We start from the raw sequence: 24,340 nt of genomic DNA, 5'->3' as shown, positions 1-24,340 counted from the left end.
GTCATGTCTTCCCCGGAACCCATCGTCGCCAAAGGCCTTGGCCGCCAATTCGGAGACAATGTTGTCATCGAGCCACTGGATGTTTCCGTTGATCGCGGCCAACGAGTGGGCATTGTCGGTGCTGATGGCGCTGGCAAGACGACGCTGTTACAGATGTTGGCTGGCATCCTGGACCCCACTGTGGGGGAATGCCGGGTCCTGGGCTTCGATACCCGTCGTGAGGCCAAGCAGGTTGCTGCCAAGATTGGCTATATGTCCCAGGGATTTACGCTTTACGATCGACTCAGCGTCAAGGAAAACCTGAGCTTTGCCGCTCGCATCCGGGATGTGCCCGACGAACTCTATCGGGAGCGTTCAGAAAGGTTGCTATCCATGTCGGGGCTTGGCCGCTTTACTGACAGGCCCGCCGCCAAACTGTCCGGTGGCATGCAGAAAAAGTTGTCGCTATGTACCAATCTGGTCCATGAACCGGAGCTGCTGATCCTTGACGAACCGGGGCTCGGCGTCGACCCCCTGTCCCGGCGCCATCTCTGGACCATGCTCGACCGCTTCCGGTCGCAGGGCCTGACCATGGTTGTGGCTACCTCCTACATGGACGAGGCGGAGCGCTGCGACAGGATACTGCTGCTGGAACAGGGCCGCGTTCTTGCGGATGGGTCGCTGGAAGAGCTGCTGAGGCCCGCCGCCGGAAGGGTGTTCACTGTAAATGCTGGAGATACCGGACGAGGCTTGCGGGAGTTGTCCGGCATCCTGGCTCAAATTGACAGCGTCCATTCAGTGCAGTGGTTGCCGGATCACCTGCGACTGGTGATGAACGCGGACATCGCTGAAAACCAGCTCGCCGAGTTATTGCCCGAGGGAACCCACCTGGCGGCGGCCGAGCCCCGGCTCGAGGATCTGTTTGTGCTGCGGACGGACAGGAGGGCCGGCGAGCAGCAGTTTCCGGAATTGGCCCGGCAAGACAGGGGAAAAGAGGAAGGGCTGGTGGCCACCGGCCTGAGCGTCCGCTTCGGGCATTTCAAGGCCCTTGACCGGGTGAGTTTCGAGGCGCCATCTGGCGAACTGCTTGCGTTGCTGGGGCCCAACGGGGCGGGCAAGACAACCCTGATCAGGGCCTTGTGCGGGCTGGTGGCCATCGATGAGGGCAACGCCCGGGTGGCCGGGGTGAGCTCCGGCGGGGGTAGCACCGCATTGCGCCGGCAAATTGGTTATATGTCACAACGGTTTTCACTCTATCTGGAACTGACCCCCTGGGAGAATCTCCGCTTCTTTGCCAATGCCTACGGCCTGGCCGGAGGCGCGGCGCGGGCTGCGATCGACTGGGCCAGGGAAGTAACGGGGCTGACAGATATTCCCGACAAGCTCACCGGTGATCTTTCAAGTGCCTTGCGCCAGCGTCTGGCGCTGGCCTGCAGCCTGCTTCACCGGCCCCGGGTCTTGTTCCTTGATGAGCCCACCTCGGGTGTCGATCCCGTCGCCCGGTACCGTTTCTGGCGGGTTATCCGTGAGCTGGCCGCCAGCGGTATGACCGTGCTGGTCACTACCCACTACCTGGAGGAAGCGGCCTATTGTGATCGTTTGGCGTTAATGCTGGACGGGCGGCTGCTTGCACACGGTAGCCGATCATCGCTGAATCATTCGCTCGGCCTCGAAGCCGACGCCACGGTGGAGATGCTCTTCACGGCGGCCATAGAACAGGCGGGAACGGCCAATTCCCGGGCGTTGGGACCATGAAGGCTCATCGGCTTGGAGCCCTCATCGTCAAGGAAAGTCGCGAGCTGATTCGCGACCCGGTTACCATTGCGTTGGCCGTGATCATGCCGCTGATCATGCTTTTTCTGTTCGGCTATGCGGTCAATCTGGATGTGGAACAGGTTGCCGTGGGCATTTACGATCTGGACAACACGCCGGCAAGCCGCGACCTGTCAGCCCGTTTCGACAGCTCGCGGTATTTTCAATTAGAGCAGAAAACGACCGATCTCCGCGATCTGGAGTCGGCACTGCAAAGCTCGACCATCAGCATGGGCGTGGTGATTCCAGCCGGCTTGGCCCGGCAACTGCTCAGAGGCGACGAGGCGCCTGTCCAGGTGATCGTGGACGGCGGCTATCCTGTTCTGGGTCGATTGGCATCGGCCTATGCCGAGGCGGTAATCGCAAATTTCCCCGCCCCGCGTCAGAGCGCCGTCCGGGTCCAGGCCAGGGTCTGGTTCAATCCCTCCCTGCGCAGCGTCAATTTCGTCGTCCCCGGGTTATTTGCCGTGATCCTGATGGCGTTCCCACCCCTGCTGACCGCCTTGGCGATCGTGCGTGAGAAAGAGACCGGTACGATTGAGCAGATCTATGCATCGCCGGTCACCTCAACCGAGTTTGTTGTCGGCAAGCTGGTGCCCTACGGTCTGGTGGCTTTCCTGGAGATTCTTATGGTCATGGTGGTGGGGTTTGCCTGGTTTCAGGTCCCCATTGCCGGCAGCCCGATACTGCTGCTGACGTCCGCTTTCGTTTATGTGCTGACCACGGTGGGTATCGGCCTGTTGGTCTCATCCCTGGTCCGTACCCAGTTGGCGGCCATGTTGATAACGCTGATTGTCACCTTGATGCCGTCGTTTTTGTTTTCCGGTTTTCTGTTCCCTCTGTTCACCATGCCTCTTGCCCTGCAACTGTATAGCTGGCTTTTCCCTGCCGGTTATTTTATGGAAATCTCCCGGGGCATCGTACTGAAATCAGCCGGCCTTGAAGCCGTTCTGCCAAATCTGATGATGTTGATCGTCTATACGGTCCTGGTATTTGTCTTCGCGGCCTGGCGAATGAAGCAGAAGGTGGCCTGATGGGAATTGCCTTATTTGGTTTGTTGCGCAAGGAGCTCGTGCAGTTCTTTCGTGACCGGTTGATACTGACCCTGATACTTTGGCTTTACACCATTGAAGTCGTCATTTGTGCCGTTGCGCTCAGTTTTGATGTAAGCCACCTGCCCCTGGCGGTGGTGGACGAGGATCGCAGCGCCTTGAGTCGCTCGTTGATCCAGAAATTTGCGGTGAGCGAAACCTTCGACCTGAAATTTCAGGAAACCCGTGTGGCAACCGCCACTGACCTCCTGGAGAAAGGCGATGCCACCATGGTGTTGGTCGTTCCCGCCGGGTTCGAAGGTGCTCTTCTCGCTGGCAAGAGTGCTCAGCTCCAGTTGCTCCAGGACGGCACCAATTCCAACATTGCCGCCAATGCCGTCAATGATGCTCTGCAGATCGTCCAGCGCCAGGAGCGCGAAGCGCTCCCTGCTGCCGGGAAGAAGGGGGTCGCGGTACCCCTGATCCGTATCTGGTATAACCCCGATCTGACAACATCGGGTTTTATCGTGTTATCGATGATTGCTCTGGCCGGTATGATGGTGGGCGTTATTCACCCGGCCGCCTCTATTGTCCGGGAAAAGGAGCGAGGCACTATCGAGCAGCTGCTGGTGACGCCCATTTCCACCCTGGAACTGTTCCTGGCCAAGGTCACACCCACGCTGATCATGGGCGTACTGTCCATCTTTCCGAGTTTGGTGATTGTCAGAGTCTTTGATGTGCCCCTTCAGGGCAGTCTGCTTTTATTTCTGGTGCTGACCGCCATCTTTTTGCTCAGTGCGATTGCGCTGGGCGTACTGATTGCCGCCTACAGCCGGACCCTTCAGCAGGCGTTGCTGCTCTCCTTTTTCGGACTTTTCCCGCTGATGTTCCTGTCGGGCAGTTTGACGCCGGTAGAAGCCATGCCGCCTTTCCTGCAAAGCCTCTCCCTGCTGAGTCCACTGCGTTATTACATGGATATCATCGTCGGTATTTTCCTCAAAGGCGCCGGCCTGGCGGTTCTCTGGGATGAGGCTCTCGCCTTGCTGGTAATCGGTGTCACGCTGTTTATTTTCTCCCTTTGGGTCTTTCGACGCCGGGTACAATGAGATCGGTTGGGTGAGTGCCTGACGTTTGTCGCTACACGGCCAAGAGGATACGGCGCATAGGCATCAGGATTACCGTGATTATTCATTTTCATCAGTAACCTGAATCAATGGGATGGACTCCTCCTCACCTCACCGGCATCTACGTGCCAAAATGGTGAGTGATTTGGCGAGAGTCAGTGGGGCGATTTCATCCATGAACTCAACCATCATCCCTGTGTTGATTTTGCCGAGCGCAAACCGAACAACCAGCTGCATGTCGTCTACGATGGAACCCATTGGTCTCTTGACGAGTTAATGGAACTGATCAAAACCCACGGAGGCGGGTTGCAGGCCGGGTGGTGGACCCAGCGGAAACTGGCGTGGTGTCGGTTTACAGACGACAATGTTCGGGCCAACGCAAAACATGATCCGTTTTGCTGTTCCAAAATCCCACCTATGAAGCGTAAATAGAAACGACAATAACCGGAGGTTGAATGAGCAGGGAGCAAGACAGAACCACTCGCTATCAGGAAGGCAGTCTCACCCTGCCAGGAACCGTCATGCTGGGTACCGGCGTCATGATAGGCGCTGGTATTTTTGCGTTGACCGGACAGATGGCACAGATGACGGGCGTTCTGTTCCCCCTGGCGTTTCTGGCGGCCGCCGTGATCGTCAGCTTCAGTGCTTATTCCTACATCAAAATTTCCGATGCGTACCCGTCTGCGGGCGGTATCGGCATGTACTTACACAAGGCCTACGGAAACCGGCTGCCGACCGCATTTAACGCCTTGCTGATGTACTTTTCCATGGTGATCGCCCAGAGTTTTCTGGCCCGCACGTTCGGCTCCTACACCATGCAGCTCTTCGGTGGCGACGAAAGCGGGCGAATGGTGCCCATTCTCGGGGTGTCACTGATCCTGGCAGCGTTTCTCATAAATCTGCTGGGTAACCGGATGATTCAGGGTGTGGCTTCCTTTATCGGCGTCCTGAAAATCGGCGGCATACTGATTTTCGGGTTGGTGGGGGTATGGGTCGCCGACTCCATATCGGTTACTGGCTTGTTACCCTGTTCCAAAAGCTGGCCCTGGTGGTGATCGCGCTGGGCATCACGCCCATTGCCCTGGCCCAGGATGCCGGCGCTGCGCCCTCGGTGGAGCGCATTGTCAACCGGGCCAATATGGTCTCCTACTTCCAGGGGCGTGATGGCCGCGCCAGGGTCGCCATGACCATCACCGACCGCCAGGGCCGTACCCGCAGTCGCGAGCTTACCATTTTGCGGCGGGACGGCCCGGAGACAGATGCCATTGAGGGGAGTGCCTACCGTGGCGAGCAGAAGTACTATGTCTATTTCCGGCGACCGGCGGATGTGAGCCAGATGACGCTGCTGGTGTGGAAACACCTGGACCGGGACGACGACCGCTGGCTGTACCTGCCGGCGCTGGATCTGGTTAAGCGAATTGCTGCCTCCGACAAACGCACCAGCTTCGTCGGCTCGGATTTCTTTTACGAGGATATCTCCGGGCGCAGTATTGATGCCGACAGCCATGAGCTGATCGAGACCACAGACAACTACTACGTAGTGCGCAACACACCCAGGCGGCCCGGGGAGGTTGAGTTCGCCTACTACGATGTCTATATCCACAAGCAGTCCTTCCTGCCGGTTCGCACCGAGTATGTCGACGACAGTGGCAACCTCTACCGGCGTTACACCGCGCTGGCGGTGGAGAAGGTGCAGGGTTACCCCACGGTCGTCAAGGCGAGGATGGAGAACCTGCGCAGCGGCGGCACCACGGAGCTGACCTACACTGGCATTGACTATGACCTGGGCCTGCCGGAAGACGTCTTCTCGGAGCGCTACCTGCGCCGGGCGCCAAAGGAGTACTTGCAGTGACCACCGGTGCACTGAGGGCAGGAGGGCGTGGATGAACACCAGAAGCCTGCTCTGGGGCATGTTGCTGGCGGGTATCGGTCTCGGTGTGGCGCCCGGGGCGCTATGGGCGGCCGCGCCCGAGCTGCCGGAGGGGCTGGGCGCGCCAGCCAGTGATACCGAGGAACCGGCCCTGCCGGCAGGCCTCGGGGGTGAGGCCGGGGCAGAACAGACCACCGACCGACCGGCTGCGGCGGCGCTGCCATTTCGTCTGCGCGGCTTCTGGGAGGCCCGCGGCGGAACCCGGCTGGGCGATGATCCCCGCCAGCGCGATCTCTCCATCGCCGAAACCCGGTTGCAGCTCGAGGCGGAGAAGTATTTCCGGGGAGCAACGTTGCGCCTTACCGGCGATTTTCTCTATGACGACCTGGACGATGATCGGTCGGTGGACCTGGAATCGGGTGAGGGCGCCTTCGACCTGCGCGAGGCCAGCCTGGTGTTTTCGCCGAGCGCGGACACCGATGTCAAGCTGGGGCGCCAGATACTAACCTGGGGAACCGGCGACCTGGTGTTCATCAACGATCTGTTTCCCAAGGACTGGGTCTCGTTTTTTATCGGCCGCGATGTGGAGTACCTCAAGGCGCCCTCGGACGCGCTGAAGGTCTCGGCTTTTTCCAGCTGGGCCAATCTTGACCTTGTCTACACCCCCCGGTTTGACGCTGATCGCTTCATCGACGGCCGCCGTCTCTCTTTCTTCAACACAGGGCAAGGGCGGCTGACCGGGCGCAATGCGGTTGTACTGGCGGACCGCCCGGCGGACGCGTTCGAAGACGACGAGTGGGCCGCCCGGCTGTACCGTAACCTTGGCGCCTACGAGGTCGCGCTCTACGGCTACGACGGCTTCTGGAAGAGCCCGGCCGGGGCTGATCCGGCCAGCGGTCGGGCCAGGTTTCCTCCGCTGTCGGTGCTCGGCGCCAGCCTGCGCGGGCCGGTGGGGCCCGGCATCGGCAACGTCGAGCTGGGCTATTACGATTCCCGCGCCGACCGCGATGGCGACGATCCCACGGTGCGCAACAGCGAGCTGCGCCTGCTGCTCGGCTATGAGCAGGAAATTGCCCGTAACCTGACCCTGGGCCTGCAATACTACCTTGAGCGCATGGGCGAGTTTGAGGCCTACCGGCGGGCCTTGCCCCCTGGTGCCCCGGTGCGGGACGAGAATCGCCACGTCCTCACCCAGCGGCTTACCTGGCTGACACACAGCCAGAATCTGGCGTGGTCGTTGTTCCTGTTCTACTCGCCCTCGGACCGGGACGCGTACCTGCGCCCCCGGGTGGGCTATCAGGTTGATGATCATCTCTCTGTTGAAGCCGGCGGGAACCTGTTTTTCGGCGCCCGGGAGGAAACCTTCTTCGGTCAGTTTCAGGACAACAATAACCTGTATCTGGGGGTGCGCTATGGGTTCTGAAAAGGTTAGGTGTTGATGGCCCGAGGTTCCGGTTGTTTTTCTTGCTATTCTGACGCCCGTTTGAGAACTTTGAGGCAGACCGATAGCGGGAGTTGGTATGAAAAACGATAACGACAGGGAAGTGCCGGGCAATGCCGTGCATGCCGTCATGGAGGAAATCCACCGGGATTTTCTGCATTTCCTGACTCGCCGGCTGGGGGATGAGGACGAGGCCGCCGACGTCCTGCACGATTTCTACGTCAAGGTGCTCACACGCATTGGTGACGTGCGCGAGACTGAAAAGCTTCGTGCCTGGATGCGCCGGGTTCTTGAGACCAGCCTGATTGATTATTACCGGGCGCAGAGCAAAAAACGCCAGTCTGAGCAGGCGTACCACGATCTCGAAGCAGCGCTGCTCGATGACGACTTTAAAAACGAACTGGATTTTATTGTCTGCACGTGCCTTTACAAACTCCTGCCGACCCTGAAGCCAGAATACGCTGAAATTCTGTGGCACGCGGAGCTGATCGGCGAATCCCGTGAAACCATCGCAGCGGTGCTCAATATTTCGGCGAGCAATTTGAGGGTGCGTTTGCATCGGGCACGGGAGGCTCTGCGAAAGCGGCTGGAAGAGACATGCGGGAGTTGCCCCATCCATGGCTATCTGGATTGTGGCTGCGATTCCGGCGCTGCTCAGTCCAGTTACGGTGGTGCTGCTGGCTGAGCTCGTGCGGGGATGGGGCCAGTTCCTCAGTGGCTGTCACAGCTGATGATGGCGGTTACGGTGCGATCCGGCCGTTGTCGAGATGCTTCGGGTTAAAGGTAAAGACGATGTCGGGATCCGGGGTGGCGGCGTGTTCGTCTTTTTCCGGGCAGTCCACCAGTGACATCAAATGACGAATAACATTGAGCCGGGCCTGTTTTTTATTGTCGGCCCTGACGACATACCACGGCGTGATCTGGTTGTGCGTGCGCGCGAACATCTGGTTGCGCGCCGCGCTGTAGTCGTTCCAGTGTTTGATCGCGACCTTGTCGACAGGGCTGATTTTCCACTGTTTGAGAGGATCAACGCGACGATCCTTCAGCCGGCGTTTCTGCTCCTCCTTTGAAATATCCAGATAATATTTGAACAGCTGAATCCCCGAATCCACGAGCATGTGCTCGAATGGCAGTACCGAGCGCATAAATTCCTCATATTCCGTGTCTGTACAATAGCCCATGACGCGCTCGACCCCGGCGCGGTTGTACCAGCTCCGGTTCATCAGGACCATTTCCTCGGTCGGGGGCAAGTGTGGGATGTAACGCTGGAAATACCAGGAACGACGGTCCCGGTCAGACGGCTTGCCCAGCGCCACGACTCGCGTTTCCCGCGGGCTCAGGTGCTCCGTGATCCGCTTGATGACGCCGTCCTTGCCGGCGGCATCGCGGCCTTCGAACAGGATGAGAATCTGCAGGTTGTTCTTGATCAGGTGCCTCTGCAATTTGACCAGTTCGATTTGAAGCGTCCGAAGGTTCTTCTTGTAACCCTTGGTCCCGGAAGGTTTATTCTTTGTTTTCTGGCTCATTTTCAGATTCCCTGAATGCTTGGTTGTCGCAGCCTGGCGGTGCCAGGACGGTGGCTATCATATGTCGTAGTTTTTGTGCCTCTTCACAGTGCCCACGCCCGCGGTTCTCGAGCTTTGCGAGCTTCTCCTTGAATATCGGTATGTACATTGTGATCATGCGACCCTGTTTTCGTTCAGTATGTTCTTCGGGCATGCCGTGGCCCCCTCCGGCAACATGAAAACCATCAGTTGGCGTTCCATGCCGGGTGATCAGTGATCTTCTCTCCGTCCCTGGTGGCCGGTTCGCCCAGTCTGTCCCGGCTGGCCAGGTAATCCCGCGTGAGCGGTACCGCGTCCTGTTTTTTGGCAAGCTGGATCTGAAAGACGACAAGACCGTCGTGCCGGAATGCCACTTCGCTGGCAACCAGGTAGAACCGCCACATGCGGCAGAACCGCTCGTCATAGATCGACCGTACCCGGTCCAGGCTGGCCTCGAACCGATTGCGCCATTCCTTCAGAGTCTCGGCGTAATGAAGCCGCCACACCTCGACATCGGTGACATAGAGACCGGATTGCTCGACGACGGCAAGGATTTCCGACAGGGCCGGGCTGTAGCCACCGGGAAATATGTATTTGGTGATCCAGGGGTTGGTTGATCCCGGTCCGTCGGCCCGGCCAATTGTGTGCAGCAGTGCCACACCATCGTCTTTGAGCCGGTCTCGCAGGGTGGCGAAGAACTCCTTGTAGTGTGGCACTCCGACATGCTCAAACATGCCCACCGACACGATCCGGTCAAAAGTGCCGCTGATGTCGCGGTAGTCTTGCAGCCGGAACCGGGCCTGGTCGCCAAGACCCTCGGCCCGGGCACGTTCTTCGGCGATCCTGTGTTGCTCCTGCGACAGGGTTATCCCGGTGACCCGGGCGCCATGGTCACGGGCAAGGTGAAGCCCAAGCCCGCCCCATCCGCAGCCGATGTCGAGAACCCGTTGTTCCGGCGCCAGGAGGAGTTTTCGGGCGATCAGGGATTTCTTGTTTCTTTGGGCGGTCTCCAGGGTGTCGCCCGGTTCGCGGAAATAGGCGCAGGAGTATTGGCGGTCGGGGTCCAGAAACAGGTCATACAGCGTGCCGGACAGGTCGTAATGATGCGCCACGTTGCGCTGAGCCCGCCCGGCCGGGTTGAACTGCGCCAGTCTGCGATGAAGCTGACGGAGGTTTGCCTGCCAGCGAAGGTGCCATGCATCGGACTGGCGCTTCAGGTTGATGACCAGCAACTCAACCAGGCCATAGAGATCGTCCTGGTCGACCGTGAGTGTCCCGTCCATATAGGCCTCGCCCAGTGTGAGCTCGGGATTGATCAGGAGTTTGCGTGGCAGGGAGCGGGCGTGAAAACGCATGGTGGCGGAGGGTGTCGACCCGTCACCGTATTGTATTGATCGTCCGTCAGGATAGACGACAACCAGGCTCCCCTGCCTGATCAGACGCTTCAGAAAAATCGAAAGCAGTTTTATCCACATCGTGTTTTCTCGTTGCTGCGACCTTTGTGTCGTTGAAATGATCACTTCTCCGGATCATTTGATTCCGGGTTGTGCTAGCGAAGCCGGCGTACCGGCACTTCGCTGTTCGAGTAATCACATCAGTAAACTATATACTATGACGGCAAGTCGGCCTGTTCGTTACACGTCCGCGGCTTGCCCCGGATCACCCGGCCCCAAAACAGCTGTAACGGATATCTTTTTTTTTTGCGTCTGGTTTTCTGGTTTATGGTCTATGTTGTCTCATATCAAAATCAAAAGGATTGATTTATGACAGTCAAGGTTATCGAGGTAGGCGGTCTGACCTCCACACTGAGCGCGAGGGGCGTTGAAAAACAGCTCTCCCGGCTGCCGGGTGTGAGCAAGGTTGAAGTGAATTACGTCGCGGGCAGTGCCACCGTGGTCTATGACGAAACGCGTACCGACCTTGAGGCGATCAAGGCGAAAGTCGTCGAGTGCGGCTATCACTGCGGCGGCGAGCTGGTGCCGAAGCACGTCTGTGCGCCGGAGGCTTCGCAAGGTAAGTCTGGTGCCGCCGCAAAACCGGCCGGTCATCATCACCCGGGCGCGGACAATACCCGCGCCGAAGCCGAGGCAGCGCCGCCCGTGGATCACGCGGCCCATGAGATGGGCCATGGCGGCGGCATGAGCATGGAAGCCATGGCGCGCGATATGCGTAATCGCTTCTGGATTGCGTTCGTCTTCAGCATCCCCATCTTTGCCTATTCGCCCATGGGCGAGGTGTTCATACCCCCGGCGCCGCCATTTGGCCTCCGCCTGGATCTGTGGCTGTTTTTCCTGGCGAGCGCCGCCGTACTCTACCCGAGCTGGCCGTTTTTCGTCGCCGCCTGGCGAGCGCTTCGCAACGGAGTGCTCAACATGGCCGTGCTCGTGGTCCTGTCCGTGGGCACGGGGTATCTGTTCAGCGTCGGCGCGACCTTTTTCTTTCCCAGTGTTCAGTTTTACGAAGCGGTGGCGGTGCTTCTGGTCTTTATCCTGCTCGGCCACTGGCTGGAGATGCGTGCCCGTGCCGGGGCCTCAAATGCCATTCGCTCGCTGATGGATCTTGCTCCGCCCATGGCGAATGTACTGCGCGACGGGCGCGAAACCGAGGTTCCCACCTCCGACGTTCTCAAGGACGACGTCGTCGTTATCCGGCCCGGTAATAAGATCCCCGTTGACGGTGAAGTCCTGGAAGGCGAGTCGCAGGTTGATGAATCCATGCTGACCGGGGAATCCATGCCGGTGGCCAAGAAGCCCGGCGATGCGGTGATCGGTGCGACCATCAACAAAAGCGGAAGTTTCAAATACCGCGCAACCAAGGTTGGTGCCGACACAGCGCTTGCGCAGATCGTCAAGCTTGTGCAGGAGGCACAGAACTCCAAGGCCCCGGCGCAGCTGCTTGCCGACAAGGCGTCCCAATGGCTGGTGCTGATCGCGGTCGTCATTGGTCTTGCGACCTTCGCGGCCTGGTTCTGGTGGATAGGTCAGCCGCTGCTTTTCGCCCTGACGCTGACCATCACGGTCTTCGTTATTGCCTGTCCCGACGCGCTCGGGCTTGCCACGCCGATGGCAGTCATGGTGGGTACCGGCCTGGGCGCCATGAACGGGATTCTGTTCAAGAACGCCGGCGCGCTGGAGGAGGCGACGAAGCTCGACATGGTGGTCTTTGACAAGACCGGGACACTGACGATGGGCGAGCCCGAGGTGGTCGAGGTGGTTGCCGCTTCCGATGTGACGGTTGATGAGGTTCTCGCGCTGGCGGCCACTGTGGAACAGGGCTCCGATCATCCGCTGGCGCAGGCGATTTCGAAGCGTGCGGCAGATCTGGAGGTGCAGACATTGTCCGGCTTCCAGAACATCGAAGGCAAAGGTGCGCAGGCCGAAATCGGGGGCCGGGAGGTTCTTCTGGGCAACCGTCGTCTGATGGACGAACGCCAGGTTGCGATGAATGGTCTGGATTCCGAGGCTCAGCGGCTCCAGGGGGCCGGGCAGACGGTCGTGCACATCGCGCACGGGGGCCAGTTGGTTGGCCTGATCGCCATTGCGGATGCCCCGCGACCGACGGCTGCGGCAATGGTAGCCAAGTTGCGTGAACGAGGCGTCGAGGTTGCCATGCTGACCGGGGACAATAAGGCGACCGCCGACCGGATCGCGGCGAGCCTTGGCATCACCACCGTTCTCGCCGATGTCCTGCCGGGGCAAAAAGCAGACAAGGTAAAAGAGCTGCAAGGCCAGGGCAAGCGAGTGGGCATGGTCGGCGACGGCGTCAATGACGCCCCGGCGCTGACACAGGCCGACGTAGGCTTCGCGATTGGCGCCGGCACGGACGTTGCCATCGAAAGTGCCGACGTGGTGCTGATGAAAAGCGACCCTTACGACGTTGTGGGGGCGATTGAGCTGTCACGGGCGACGCTGCGGAAGATGTACCAGAATCTGTTTTGGGCAGTTGCCTACAATGTGATTGCCTTTCCGGTGGCCGCTGGCCTGTTCTACCCCTTTGTCATCAGCCCGGAAGTGGCGGCGCTGGCCATGTCGGGGAGTTCGGTCCTGGTCGCGGTGAATGCCATGCTGCTCAAACGGACGCGGCTGGAGGGTATCCATGCAGCGGTAAGCTAAGCCCCGGTCTACGTGGACTCGTTTAAAGCCACTTGCGTAGCAGCAGGCCAAGCGTGTCATACACACCTTTTATGAATCCGCGGTGTTTCCAGGTGATGCCAGTGATTTCACTGGCATCCTGCAAGTCAGTTATGAACTCGTTTCTTAACTGGTCATTCAAGGCTTCGTTTGTGGAGATCAGCGTCAGTTCATAGTTAATAAACAAACTTCTGTAGTCGAAGTTCGCGGTCCCTATGCTGCCCCAGGCATCGTCAACGAGCAGTACTTTGGAATGCAATAGCCGGGGTGTGTACTCGAATATGCGAACGCCGTGCTCCAACAGTTCTCCGTAAATGGCGCGGGCGGCCCATTGTGCGGGGGTCGAGTCGGTCTTTTCGGTGGTCAGAATCCGCACATCGACCCCCCGGCGGGCCGCGAGAACAAGTAGTTTGCGTAATCCACGATCCGGAACGAAATAGGGCGTCGCCAGCCAGATTTTGTCCGATGCTCCGGCCAGTTGCTCTTTGATGGCACACCGCAACTGGACACGACAGGTGCGTGTTGTATTGGGAATGATCCGGCTGTCGCTGACTGTGTGACTGCCCGGGTTCCATTGCGTGTCACCGCACCAGAAGGCGTTGAACAGAGCGTCAGCCTCTGTGGCCAGAGGCCCGTTGATGCAGACATGCATGTCGCGCCATCGCTGGGGGCCGTAAAAGCGCCTTGAACCCTTGCGGTGAATGTTGAACCCGCCGATATACGCCGTTTCACCATCAATGACCAGCAGTTTACGATGATCGCGACGGTTATAGCGCATCGGTTGCCGCCAGCTCCAGCGGTGAAAGCGCTGCAGGCGGACGCCGGCGGCCCTGAGCTGGCGCCGGTGCTGCCGCGTAAGGACGCCGCTTGAGCCCAGCGCGTCAACGTGAATGCGAACGTCGAGGCCGTGGCGGGACTGCTTCATCAGTTCATCGAGCAGCTCAGCCCCCACCTCGTCCGCCGCCAGGATATACGAAGCGAGAAAGATACGCTGGCTGGCGGTACGGATCGAGCGGGCCATCTCCGCATAGAGTTGGTCTCCCTCACCGAACAGCCTGAACACATCCTTCACGGCCCCGCTCTCGGGTTCACAGGCAGCATCGCCGGGGTTGCCGTTCATATCTATAAGCCAAAAGAGCCGATACCCAGGCTGTCATTGGTGTTTCTGATCGACGTTTCCCCATCGTGTTCGGCCCCGGTAAGTGCGCGTATGGCATCGATGGTTTCCGGAACAACAATCGCCTGGTTGTCGACCATATAGGCATAGAACAGCTCATTGCCCTGCACCTTGAGCATGTCTTCCCAAAGTGCGACTTCATACAGGCTGTCGTGAGGCCGGCCAAGGTCGGCCATCAATTCCTTGACGCTGTTGATCGCGCTGAGCCCGTCACTGATCCGGATAAGGGCGATGCGGGAGGAAGTGCGAAACGCGTCGAGCACTTCGTCCCTGCTCGCATCACGTGTCAGTTGTACCGACCAGTAGTGCAGGTGGGCCAGTGTCTCCGGAACCTTGACCGCCATGGTTACCACATCCAGGTCCGGGTCGACACTTTGGGCATCCGGGCCCTGGTGACTGGGAATCTCCGGCTCTGGCACGACCGTATTCATGATCCCGCCCTGATGGCTCTCCCAGGGATCGGTGGCCCGGCGCAGAAGGGTTCCCCGTGCCCGGTCCAGCAGCCCGTGGCGTTTGAGCGCTGACAGGGTACGAATGATCGACGTCGTGTTGCACGATACAACGCGCGTGCAGTCACGGCCGACAGCGCTGGCGTAGTTGGCCTCGGCAACGAATGAATGGCCCGTGCTTTCATGTTTCTCGCCGCCATGAACGATGTACTTGATGCCGAGCTGCCGGTAGGTTTCGATGTTCTTGCTGGCCAGGTGTTTCGGTGTACAGTCCACCACGATGTCAGCGGCCTCAAGCAGGTCGTCAAGCGTGCCGGAGACATCAAGCCCTGCGGCCCTCATGCCGGTGGCATGCTCCGGAGTGGCGCCGTAAAGCGAGTATCCCTTGTGCAGGGCGGCCCGTGGCCGCCAGTCCGTGGCAATGTCAGCCACGCCGGCCAGGGCCATGTCTTTCTGTACGGCAACGGCGTCAGCTACCCGTTTGCCAATAACGCCATAGCCATTGATGGCGACCCGAATAATTCCCTGAACGGCCATATTTGCCCCCCGGTTTCCTGAAAAAGAGTGAACGATCCTGCCAAATCCCCAGTGTAACCACAGTATAGGCGAAGGCTGAATTTCAACTGAACATCCCTGTGAATATGTATCTTGGTGCACTGGCAGTTGCGAAAAGTTGATGCCAGTCAAAAAAGAAATGGCGCTAAAGTCCTTTTCAGGTTCAGTTCAGTCTGGTGTAGTGGGATGATAAACCAGCATGCGGCAATTCCATTACCGGGAGCCAGGTCGAACACTGTGTGGCTGGCCTGGAACAAACGAAAGGATGAACGGACGATGTCTGCAAAACATAATAGCGCTCGTGACGAGAATGACGAGAATACTGTAGCCGGAGAAGCAGGGGGGAAGTATACCTGCCCGATGCATCCGGAGGTGGTATCCGACGAGCCGGGAGACTGCCCCAAATGCGGAATGCACCTTGTGCCTATGGAGCAGGCCGGAACGAGCTCCCATTCCGGTCATTCGCACCATCATTCCGGTCATTCGCACCAGTGTTCCGGAGAGCATGAAAAACCGTCAGGTGATGACCGGAAATATGATCGCGTGCCGCCTGGATATTCGGGTGTGGTCTACACCTGTCCCATGCACCCTCAGGTGCGCCAGACCAAGCCCGGCGCCTGTCCTATCTGTGGCATGGGGCTGGAAACGGAGTCTGCCGCCGTTGACGATGAGGGTCCTAACCCCGAGCTGGTGGACTTTTCCCACCGTTTCTGGGTTGCCCTGGTCTTTACGGTCCCCCTGCTGATTCTGACCATGACCCCCTATGTTGGCATCATGGCCGTTCGCGAATTCTTTGGTGAGCGGGCCTCGCTCTGGATTGAGCTCGTGATCGCCACGCCCGTGATTCTCTGGTCCGGCTGGCCCTTCTTTGTCCGGGGCTACAATTCGTTTCGCACAATGAACCTGAACATGTTCAGCCTTATTGGCATGGGGGTCGGGGCGGCCTACATCTTCAGCATCGTGGCGGTGCTCCTGCCAGGGATCTTCCCGGAAGGCTTCCGGGACTCCGAGGGTAACGTTGGCGTTTATTTTGAGGCGGCAGCCGTTATTGTCACGCTGGTCCTGCTGGGCCAGGTGATGGAGCTGAAGGCTCGTGAGGGCACCGGCAAAGCCATTCGGGCGCTGCTGGATATGGCCGCGAAAACGGCGCGCGTGATCCGGCCCGATGGCACCGAGGAAGAGGTCGCTCTGGAGGATGTGAAGGTCGGTGATCATCTGCGGGTACGCCCCGGTGACAAGGTGCCGGTGGATGGTGTGGTTGTTGAAGGCCGGTCTTCCATCGATGAATCAATGATTTCCGGGGAGCCGGTTCCGGTGGAGAAGGTCGACGGTGACAAGGTAACCGGGGCCACCATCAACGGCACCGGAAGTCTGGTGATGGAGGCGACCCGGGTGGGGGCGGATACCACGCTTAGCCAGATCGTCGAAATGGTCGCTAATGCCCAGCGCAGCCGTGCGCCTATCCAGAAGTTTGCCGATATGGTGGCTGGCAAGTTCGTACCGGCCGTGATTGCCGTGGCGGCCCTGGCCTTTGTGGCGTGGGCCATCTGGGGGCCGGCGCCGGCTCTGTCTTACGCGCTCGTGTCCGCCGTGGCGGTTCTCATCATTGCCTGTCCCTGCGCACTGGGGCTGGCCACACCCATGTCGATCATGACAGCAACGGGGCGAGGCGCCCAGGTGGGTGTGCTGATCAAGAACGCCGAAGCCCTGGAGCGTTTTGCCAAGGTGGACACCCTGATTGTCGATAAAACCGGCACCCTGACAGAAGGCAAGCCAAAGCTGGTGGCCGTGCTGCCGGAATCGGATCATGACGAGACCGAGGTCCTGAGGCTGGCGGCCACGCTGGAGAAGGGGTCGGAGCACCCGCTTGCCGAAGCCATTGTCTCTGGTGCCGAGGCGCGCAATGTGACACTCGGCAAGGCTGACGACTTTGAGGCGGTCACGGGCAAAGGGGTTAAAGGGGTTGTTGATGGCAAGCCGGTGGCACTGGGCAATGCCAGGCTGCTGGAGGAACTGGGGCTGGACGGCGGCCATCTGATGGAGGTTGCCAATGCCAGGCGCGACGAGGGTGAAACGGTTATGTTTGTGGTGCTTGACGGCGCCGTTGCGGGCCTTGTAAGCGTTGCCGATCCCGTCAAGGAAACAACGCCGGCCGCGCTGAGGGCGCTACATGCCGCGGGATTCCGCGTCATTATGGCAACGGGTGACAATGAGCGCACCGCGAAGGCAGTGGCGGGCAAACTCGGTATTGATGAGATTCGCGCCGATGTGCTGCCAGAAGATAAGGCCAGCATCATTCGCGAGCTTCAGAGCCAGGGACGCAAGGTGGCGATGGCAGGGGATGGGGTCAATGACGCGCCTGCCCTGGCCCAGGCCGATGTTGGTATTGCAATGGGAACCGGTGCGGATGTCGCCATTGAGAGCGCGGGCTTTACCCTGGTCAAGGGCAACCTCGACGGCATTGTCCGGGCCAGGCGGCTGTCCCGGGCGACGATGCGCAATATCAAACAGAACCTGTTTTTCGCGCTGATCTATAATGGTGCGGGCGTACCGATAGCGGCGGGCGTGCTCTATCCATTCTTTGGCATCCTGGTAGGGCCTATCTTTGCCGCCTTCGCAATGAGTGCGTCCTCTTTGTCAGTGGTGATGAACTCCCTGCGTTTGCGTCGCGAGAAAATCTAGGGGGGCTGAAAAGCCCCCCAACCTTATTCTCACTGGGTGAAGACTGACTGAGAGGTAATCTTCACACCTGAAAGACCGGTGCGAACCCACCTCCGGGCGTGCGGAAGTTGGTTGTCTGACCCTGATATATACGTGCAGCGGCAAGCAGACTTTTGCCAGCGTATGTGTACAGGCGAATGTCGACTTTTCTGGTGGCCACGGCATCGTCAATTCTCAGGGTTCGTTCTCCTGCGGGAACCAGGTCCTGTGCGATATAACCGCCATTCAGAATGTTTTCGAAAACGCGCCGGGTCACTTTGTCGCCCCGGTAGACGCCCTTGCTGCCATGGCCCGCAACCGGCTTGAAGAACAGTTGGCGCCTGGCACTCCACAACTCAGCCGCGTCATTCCTCGAAACCTGCCTGGTTCTCGGCACGGCCCTCTCCAGATAGTCTGCATCCGCCTCATTTAGCCCCCAGTCCCGTAGCGACTGGGGAGCGGATAGCAGGGTCAGGTTTCGCTTGTCAGCCAGCACGGCGTGCACATGGGGGTTGGGTGTTACCACCGCCGCGCCGTCCAGATACGCATGCCTGAGCGTCGCATGGGACGGGGCGTCCAGTGCGAAATCCACCAGCCGGTTGTACACCATGTCAATGGGCTTGCCACAGGCTGTCAACGTGCCGCTGGCATACTCAAGCTCCGAGGGATCGAGTATCAACGTCTCAATTCCTTTCGCCTGGAGAAGCTGTTGGGCCAACCGGAACTCGGGGAACATAAACTGGGTCTTCGGGGCATCATCCACAATGGCCAGGCGGCTGGGTACGGAATTGGCATGCTGTCTTTGCCACTCCCGGCTGAACATTGTGAACACCGCGTCCTCGAACCCATCGAGCGCCCGATGGGTTGCGGCGGTCGGTTGAGATGGGTCACAGCATCGGTGCTGGGCCCTCGCCAGCACAACGTTCAGAAACGCACCGCCGGCATTGGTGTTGATCTCGATCAGCCGGGGGCCGTCGGGGCCCAGATGAAAGTCATAGCCCATGAACGCCCCTATGGGGCCGGGATCGAAGCGTGCGATTTCCGGTGCCCAGGACAGTACACGCTCAAGGTACGACGGAAGTTCGGTGGCTGATTCGATCGCCTGAACGATCCGTTCCATCGTCGCTATGTCGGCCCGGGGGACGAAAACCGGTGTGTTTGAAAAAAGATGGTGGAGTTCGGAGACCGTGGATGGTTCGTTTCCAGCGTCCGCCAACTGAGTCAGCAGGCTTTTGTCGAGGGCTTTGCGGTCGAGAGTGACGCAGTAGCACTGTTGGTTAAGTCGATCCGCGTGGGTATTGGCCGTCCGTTGGTAACCGTGGGTCGAGTCTTGCATCTGGAGCCCGTAGCTGAGGTGGGTTGTTCGGCGTGTGGAAGCGGGTGTCAGTTATCATAAACGGTCTGGACTATAGTGTCGGCATTAATCCTCGTCAAACAGATGCCAGACAACGGTTTTTAGGTCTGTTTCAGTTTACAGTTTGAGCTTTCTTTGCTATACCTCTGACAGGCTGGAGAATTCGGCCGTTACCAGATAACAAAATCTCATATAAAAAATCTCGTATAAAGAGACGTCGGAGGAACAATGAAAATAACAGGAAAACGCATCGGTCAGGGGTGTTTGGGCGCGTTGCTCGCCGTAAATGGGGTTCCCGCTGCCATGGCTTTGGAAGTGCCCACGTCATCGGGCGTGAAACTGGACATAATTACCCAGGGCAAGTTTCAGCCAACTTACTTTTCCAACTTTGATATGGACAGCAGTAAGGAGGATGGTGCCACGGGGACGTCTGCCGGTGCTGTTCAGGTGGGCGATGAGCACGTCAGGGCGGAAGTGAGGCTTGGTGTTGTCGCCACCGGTAAGAACTGGACCGGGAAGCTACTCCTTGAAAACGACTTTGCCCTGGACGCCAATTCCGTTGACCGTGCATACCGTGGTGAGCGGTTTGGCCTGGAGCAGGCTTACTTTACCTATACCTTTGATCCGGCCTTCACCGTTCAGGGTGGCTGGACCTTCAAGAATCTCGACATGGCCTCCGGGGGGCTGCTGTACGGCGACGACCACCCGCTGTTCGGCGCCACCGGAAAGACCTCCTGGGGCGGTTACGACATTTACTGGATGCCAATCAACGATGGGTTGATCTCGCGGACAAATCCGACTCCTACCATAGCTCAGGTTAACGGGCAGGAGGACTGGGATGTCTATGCCTCGAAGTTTGATATCGACCTGGGGGGTGGCAGTCGAATCTCGCCAATCCTGACGTTTAGTGATAATCAGCAGCAGAACGCCGTGGCGACCTATTTCGGTGTGGAGTACATTGGCAATATCGGAGCCCTGAAAATCCGCGCCGAAGTGCTAGGGGTAACGGGAAGCTTCAATGGCGGGTCATCCACGCTTGAGAATGGTACAGTGGTTGATAATTCCAACTCTGACATCAGCGCCTTTGCGGGTTACGCGAGCGTCGAGTACCCGGTTAGTGAAGCCTTCAATCCCTTTATCGCACTCCGGGTGGCGAGCGGGGATGACGATCCGACCGACAACGACGTAGAAGGCTGGTTGGGGATTACCGATATTGGCCGGTATTCGCCGCTGATCGGTATCGATGGTCAGTTCATGGGCTGGCAGCCTAACTCCAACCGGGCTATTGCCTCGGGTCTCTTTGGTGTGGCCCTTGATCAGGCCGGTCCTGGAGGAGCGGGTTACGGTGGTATATCCAACGCGGGTACCGGTAACAACCCGGGGCAGATCATGCTGTCGTTCGGAAGCTCCGGCAACCTTGCGGCAATCTCGCCGAAGCTGTCCTACCAGGCGCAGATCTTCCCGATGTGGTACCAGCAGACCGGGGGGCTTGAATCGCTCAGCACCGCCAGTGGCTCGGTGGACAGTTTCGCCGGTACCGAGCTGGACGTAGCCGTGAAATACCAGGCCAATGAGTACTTTGCGCCAAGGCTGGTGCTTTCCAGCTTCCTGCCGGGTAAGGGCGTTGAGGATGCGACCGGTGGAGATGATGCGGCCTATGTCGCAATGCTTGAGCTTAACTGGAATTACTAAAAGCTAGAGAGATTTTGTCAATTTATCGCAAAACGATTGAGGCCCGCCGTAACCGGCGGCCTCAATTTCTTTTTTTAAGGGGCATATTGTGAAACGAGTTCTGGCCTTTCTTGTCTTTTTATTCGTGTTGCCGAATGCCCTGGCCGAGGGCTACGACCTTCCTCTGGATTCACTGTCGGAATGGACTGGAAAAAAAGCCATTAGTGTTGTTTCGAATGTGCCGGATCTGGATAAAGATACAGAATTCCTGGCGCTGTTGGGGCGCCTTAGTGTTAGGGGGTTTGATGTTAATTTCGGTCGTTCCGGATTTTCCGATGAAGGGCTTGTTCTGGAAGTTCTTGAAGTAAATGATAAAATTGCGATCTCCATTAAATCCGCTGACTCACAGAAATACTTGCTTTCAACGTTTGTTGATCAGGCGCAACAGGCAACTTCAGTCACTGATTTCAGTACTTCTCCACAGAGAATTCTACCGTTGCCGGCAGGTTTTAATCCAGAGAGGGTTGAAGCGCTGCCTGGGTCAGCCCGTGCGGATAGCCGACTGATTTTTCTTTCCAATGCAACGCTGGCGTTGGGGTCACTCAAGGACGGTAATATACAGGTAATTGATAAACTCCAATCAGACATCAAAAACTCGAAAGCGATTTACCTTTCCATTGGCCAGTCAGACTCAGATCCGAATCCTGAGATTGCAGTGGTATGGGGGCAGGATCGGGACATCTCAGGCAAGGGGCAATACACGAAGATCTACTCTCAACTTTTCGAGGTCTCTGGGGAGGAGCTGCGGGAAGAAACTGAAAAAACAGAGAATGTTGCCATAAGGTTTATTAATAACCAGTTGCATGTCCAGCGATATGAATTGCTTGCCGGAGACATCGGGAAACTGATGGTTGCCTCTGTGAAGGGTTCAGGGATCGGAGCTGGCGAAGAGAGTTCGTCGCTTTCTGACAGAGAAATCTTTTCAGTTTTCCCCATCGACGACGCTACGAGGATCAGTGTCGCTGAAAGCTATCTTGAACTGCAGTCTCCCGGTGGGAAGCCTTTCCCCAGGCTTGAGTTGGGTAGAGTTTCTTTGCCGAGGGTCGCTATGCCATTAAAGGAGAGGAAAATCGTTACTACTCCCGATTACGCTTATTCCGTCAACGAACAATACCTTTCTATTCCCCGGAAGGTTATGGCTGAGGAGGGGGAGGTTATAACCTTTCTGAGAAAGCGCAGGGGGGCTTTTGCAGGGTTAACGTCCGCTTCAGGATCGGATGTAATGGTTAGCGCAAGTTGGGATAGAAGTTCGCCGGGCGCTGGGTTCTCGATTACTCCAATTCGTGAGATTAATTCCTTTGTGATCGATTTTTCATACGTGATAACTGGAGACGAATCGATATTGGTCGTTCTGGCTAATGAGGAGAGTGACAGTCAGGGAGCTAGCCACATATACATATACAGTGTCCCGTCTGGCTAATTCGTCGACCCTTTAAAAGCGTCAGATAGAGGGTCAATTAGGAATCTCGACAGTCACTTGCAAGCCACCACCAGAAGCTGTTGAGAAGGTAACGTGCCCACCGTAACGCTCAACGATTTCTCTCGCTATGGCGAGCCCAAGGCCGTGCCCCGGTGTTTGTTCGTCCAGACGTAGCCCGCGCTGACCCAGGCTGGTCATTTCGTTTTCGTTGACTCCTGGGCCATCATCGGTCACGACCATGCGAGTTAACCCGTTGTCTTGTGATAAGGAAAGTTCAACGTAACCGTTCGACCATTTTCCCGCGTTATCCAGCAAATTTCCCAGGATCTCGTTCAAATCATGCTCTTCAACCGGCCAGCGGCTTTCCTCGGGAAGGGCGCTGGACAGCTCAAAGGATTTTTCCGGGTACAAACGGCCTAGCATCCAAAGAAGATCCCGGGCCTGCTTCAAGGGGTACGCACTTTTTCCAACCTGCGGGCCGGCGAAACGACTGCGCCGCATTTCCGCTTCAAGCTGTTTGTCGATGTCATTCAGCCGGGCTGCCATCTGGTGTCTCAGATCGTTGTTTAGAGGGTGGCTTTTGTCGTCCAGAATCTGCCGGACAGCTGCGATGGGTGTTTTAACGCTGTGGGACAAGTTTGCCAGGGCGTCTCGTGAGCGCTCCAGTCGCTGATCCAAAGAGTCGAGCAACTGGTTGAGCTGCTCCACAAGGGGCTGAAACTCCTCGGGAGACTGGACGTCAATACGCGAAATTTTGCCATCCTGGAGCCTTTTTAGTGCAGCCTTGAGTGTTACAACAGGGCGCATGGATAGGGTAATGCCGAACCAGATCACGGCGACCAGAAGCAGTATCAGCAAAACGGAGACGATGGCAGTCCAGGCATGCAGTTCTGCCTGACTGCGTTTCAATGCGCCGAGATCCTCGGAGACAATCACAGTGATAGGCGTTTCGCCTACCTGGAAGGATTTTCGATAGGCAAGGATATCCGAGGGTGCGTCAGCTATTTCTGTGTCGTGCACCCGAAGGGTTCCGTCATTGCCGGACTCAATCAAGGGCGTTAAAAGAGGCGCCCAGGCCTCGGGCGAAATGATTGTCCCGGAGGGCGACCGTATGGCAAAGGCGTGATGGAAGACATCCTGGAAGTAATCACCGGTCTGGAGCGTATCCACGCGACCATTCGACGTGCGAATCTGGTGTACAAGGAACGCGACTTCGTCCTTGAGCCTGCTTTCAACGAATTCCCTGGACATCCGTTCCAGCAACAAGCCGTGCACCAGCCACGCAAGAACCATCAGGCCAATGCTGGCCGGCAATAGCAGGGCAAGCAGAGTTCCCTTGACTGACGCTGGTTTCCTATGAAACATCGTTGAACAGATACCCCTGGCCGCGCCGTGTTGAGATGGTTTTGGGGCCTACCAGCTTCCTTAGCCTCCGGATATAGGCCTCGATGACGTTTTCACTCGGGTTGTCATTAAGGTTGTAAAGCTGTTCCATCAGCTGCTCTTTCGAGAAAACCTGGCCAGGCCGGCTCATCAGGCAGCGCAACAGGCGGAACTCGGTGCCTGTCAGGGGGTGTTCCGTGCCTCCCTCCAGTTTCAGGCTCTGGCGATTCTCGTCCAATTCAAAGCGGCCGGCCTTTACCAGGGAATGGACTCTTCCTTCGCTTCGACGCACTATGGCGTTAAGGCGGGCGATCAGCTCTTCGGTCTGGAAGGGCTTGGCCAGGTAGTCGTCTGCCCCGGCCTTTAGACCATTGACCTTATCATGCCAATCGTCCCTTGCAGTCAAAATCAATACAGGAAAGCTGACGCGGTTCGCTCGCCATTTTTTCAGCACATCCAGACCGTTACCATCGGGCAAGCCCAGATCCAGTATGCTTATCCGGTAATCCTCCTGCTCGCCAAGAACGATAGCCTCTTTCGCCGTGTAGGCGGCATCCACACTGAACCCTGATTTCTCTAATTGGCGTGTGAGGCCTTGTGAAAGCAAACGATCATCTTCGACCAATAGTAATCGCATAGT

At 58.0% G+C, this 24,340-nt stretch carries 17 protein-coding genes and 2 pseudogenes; 12 read left to right on the top strand and 7 right to left on the bottom strand.

Annotation, left to right across the window (positions count from 1 at the left end; translation table 11 throughout):
- Positions 1 to 3: 3 nt before the first annotated feature.
- From NLK58_RS09435 to NLK58_RS09405, 8 genes and pseudogenes are all read left to right on the top strand, one after another.
- Positions 4 to 1,734, top strand: a complete 1,731-nt coding sequence (locus NLK58_RS09435) for an ATP-binding cassette domain-containing protein (protein ID WP_341582631.1) — start codon at positions 4 to 6, stop codon at positions 1,732 to 1,734.
- Positions 1,731 to 2,825 (top strand): ABC transporter permease, encoded by a 1,095-nt coding sequence (locus tag NLK58_RS09430; protein WP_286894525.1) that lies wholly within the window; start codon positions 1,731 to 1,733, stop codon positions 2,823 to 2,825. The genes NLK58_RS09435 and NLK58_RS09430 overlap by 4 nt, the downstream gene beginning before the upstream one ends.
- Positions 2,825 to 3,928 (top strand): ABC transporter permease, encoded by a 1,104-nt coding sequence (locus NLK58_RS09425; protein ID WP_008172526.1) that lies wholly within the window; start codon positions 2,825 to 2,827, stop codon positions 3,926 to 3,928. The genes NLK58_RS09430 and NLK58_RS09425 overlap by 1 nt, the downstream gene beginning before the upstream one ends.
- 165 nt (positions 3,929 to 4,093) lie before the next feature.
- Positions 4,094 to 4,378, top strand: a pseudogene (locus NLK58_RS20615) (hypothetical protein); the annotation flags it as partial.
- Positions 4,379 to 4,401: 23 nt separating this feature from the next.
- Positions 4,402 to 4,959 (top strand): annotated as a pseudogene (locus tag NLK58_RS09420) (APC family permease); the annotation flags it as partial.
- Positions 4,935 to 5,798, top strand: a complete 864-nt coding sequence (locus tag NLK58_RS09415; protein ID WP_341582628.1) for an outer membrane lipoprotein-sorting protein — start codon at positions 4,935 to 4,937, stop codon at positions 5,796 to 5,798. The pseudogene NLK58_RS09420 and the gene NLK58_RS09415, both read left to right, overlap by 25 nt.
- A gap of 31 nt (positions 5,799 to 5,829) precedes the next feature.
- A complete protein-coding gene (locus NLK58_RS09410) occupies positions 5,830 to 7,239 on the top strand; it encodes a hypothetical protein (protein WP_341582627.1) in 1,410 nt (469 codons plus the stop codon).
- A 97-nt stretch (positions 7,240 to 7,336) separates the two neighbouring features.
- Positions 7,337 to 7,942, top strand: a complete 606-nt coding sequence (locus NLK58_RS09405; protein ID WP_341582625.1) for a sigma-70 family RNA polymerase sigma factor — start codon at positions 7,337 to 7,339, stop codon at positions 7,940 to 7,942.
- Between the two features lie 55 nt (positions 7,943 to 7,997).
- Here NLK58_RS09405 and ppk2 read toward each other — a convergent pair whose 3' ends face one another.
- Together ppk2 and NLK58_RS09395 are read right to left on the bottom strand one after the other, a co-directional pair.
- The gene (ppk2, locus tag NLK58_RS09400) at positions 7,998 to 8,783 is read right to left on the bottom strand and encodes a polyphosphate kinase 2 (protein ID WP_341582624.1); all 786 of its coding nucleotides are present in this window, start codon (positions 8,781 to 8,783) and stop codon (positions 7,998 to 8,000) included.
- A gap of 224 nt (positions 8,784 to 9,007) precedes the next feature.
- Positions 9,008 to 10,276 (bottom strand): cyclopropane-fatty-acyl-phospholipid synthase family protein, encoded by a 1,269-nt coding sequence (locus NLK58_RS09395; protein ID WP_341582623.1) that lies wholly within the window; start codon positions 10,274 to 10,276, stop codon positions 9,008 to 9,010.
- A gap of 288 nt (positions 10,277 to 10,564) precedes the next feature.
- Here NLK58_RS09395 and NLK58_RS09390 point away from each other — a divergent pair, with 288 nt between their 5' ends.
- Positions 10,565 to 12,913 carry a heavy metal translocating P-type ATPase gene (locus NLK58_RS09390; protein ID WP_341582621.1) on the top strand — a complete coding sequence of 783 codons (2,349 nt, stop codon included), beginning with the start codon at positions 10,565 to 10,567 and terminating at the stop codon, positions 12,911 to 12,913.
- A gap of 22 nt (positions 12,914 to 12,935) precedes the next feature.
- On the opposite strand, the gene NLK58_RS09385 is transcribed toward NLK58_RS09390, so the two are convergent.
- Together NLK58_RS09385 and NLK58_RS09380 are read right to left on the bottom strand one after the other, a co-directional pair.
- Entirely contained in the window at positions 12,936 to 14,051 is a 1,116-nt protein-coding gene (locus tag NLK58_RS09385) for a phospholipase D-like domain-containing protein (RefSeq protein ID WP_341582619.1), read from the bottom strand.
- A 2-nt stretch (positions 14,052 to 14,053) separates the two neighbouring features.
- Positions 14,054 to 15,094: a type II glyceraldehyde-3-phosphate dehydrogenase gene (locus NLK58_RS09380; RefSeq protein WP_341582618.1), complete on the bottom strand. Its 1,041-nt coding sequence runs from the start codon at positions 15,092 to 15,094 to the stop codon at positions 14,054 to 14,056.
- Positions 15,095 to 15,472: 378 nt separating this feature from the next.
- Here NLK58_RS09380 and NLK58_RS09375 point away from each other — a divergent pair, with 378 nt between their 5' ends.
- Complete coding sequence (locus tag NLK58_RS09375) at positions 15,473 to 17,794, top strand: copper-translocating P-type ATPase (protein WP_376788087.1); 2,322 nt, start codon at positions 15,473 to 15,475, stop codon at positions 17,792 to 17,794.
- Positions 17,795 to 17,855: 61 nt separating this feature from the next.
- Here the strand turns inward: NLK58_RS09375 and NLK58_RS09370 are convergent, their stop codons facing one another.
- On the bottom strand, positions 17,856 to 19,148 hold the full coding sequence (locus NLK58_RS09370; RefSeq protein ID WP_341582617.1) for a hypothetical protein: 1,293 nt from the start codon (positions 19,146 to 19,148) through the stop codon (positions 17,856 to 17,858).
- 246 nt (positions 19,149 to 19,394) lie between these two features.
- On the opposite strand from NLK58_RS09370, the gene NLK58_RS09365 reads away from it, so the two are divergent.
- Both NLK58_RS09365 and NLK58_RS09360 read left to right on the top strand, forming a co-directional pair.
- Positions 19,395 to 20,858 (top strand): hypothetical protein, encoded by a 1,464-nt coding sequence (locus NLK58_RS09365; protein ID WP_341582616.1) that lies wholly within the window; start codon positions 19,395 to 19,397, stop codon positions 20,856 to 20,858.
- A gap of 88 nt (positions 20,859 to 20,946) precedes the next feature.
- A complete protein-coding gene (locus NLK58_RS09360) occupies positions 20,947 to 22,317 on the top strand; it encodes a hypothetical protein (RefSeq protein ID WP_341582614.1) in 1,371 nt (456 codons plus the stop codon).
- Positions 22,318 to 22,350: 33 nt separating this feature from the next.
- Here NLK58_RS09360 and NLK58_RS09355 read toward each other — a convergent pair whose 3' ends face one another.
- Together NLK58_RS09355 and NLK58_RS09350 are read right to left on the bottom strand one after the other, a co-directional pair.
- Positions 22,351 to 23,682: a sensor histidine kinase gene (locus NLK58_RS09355; RefSeq protein ID WP_117618250.1), complete on the bottom strand. Its 1,332-nt coding sequence runs from the start codon at positions 23,680 to 23,682 to the stop codon at positions 22,351 to 22,353.
- Complete coding sequence (locus NLK58_RS09350) at positions 23,672 to 24,337, bottom strand: response regulator transcription factor (protein ID WP_039881786.1); 666 nt, start codon at positions 24,335 to 24,337, stop codon at positions 23,672 to 23,674. Before NLK58_RS09350 ends, NLK58_RS09355 begins: the two co-directional genes overlap by 11 nt.
- Positions 24,338 to 24,340 lie beyond the last annotated feature (3 nt).

It is taken from the genome of Marinobacter metalliresistant, from assembly GCF_038098645.1.
GTDB lineage: Bacteria > Pseudomonadota > Gammaproteobacteria > Pseudomonadales > Oleiphilaceae > Marinobacter > Marinobacter metalliresistant.
This window is presented reverse-complemented; position numbering and strand designations above follow the sequence as displayed.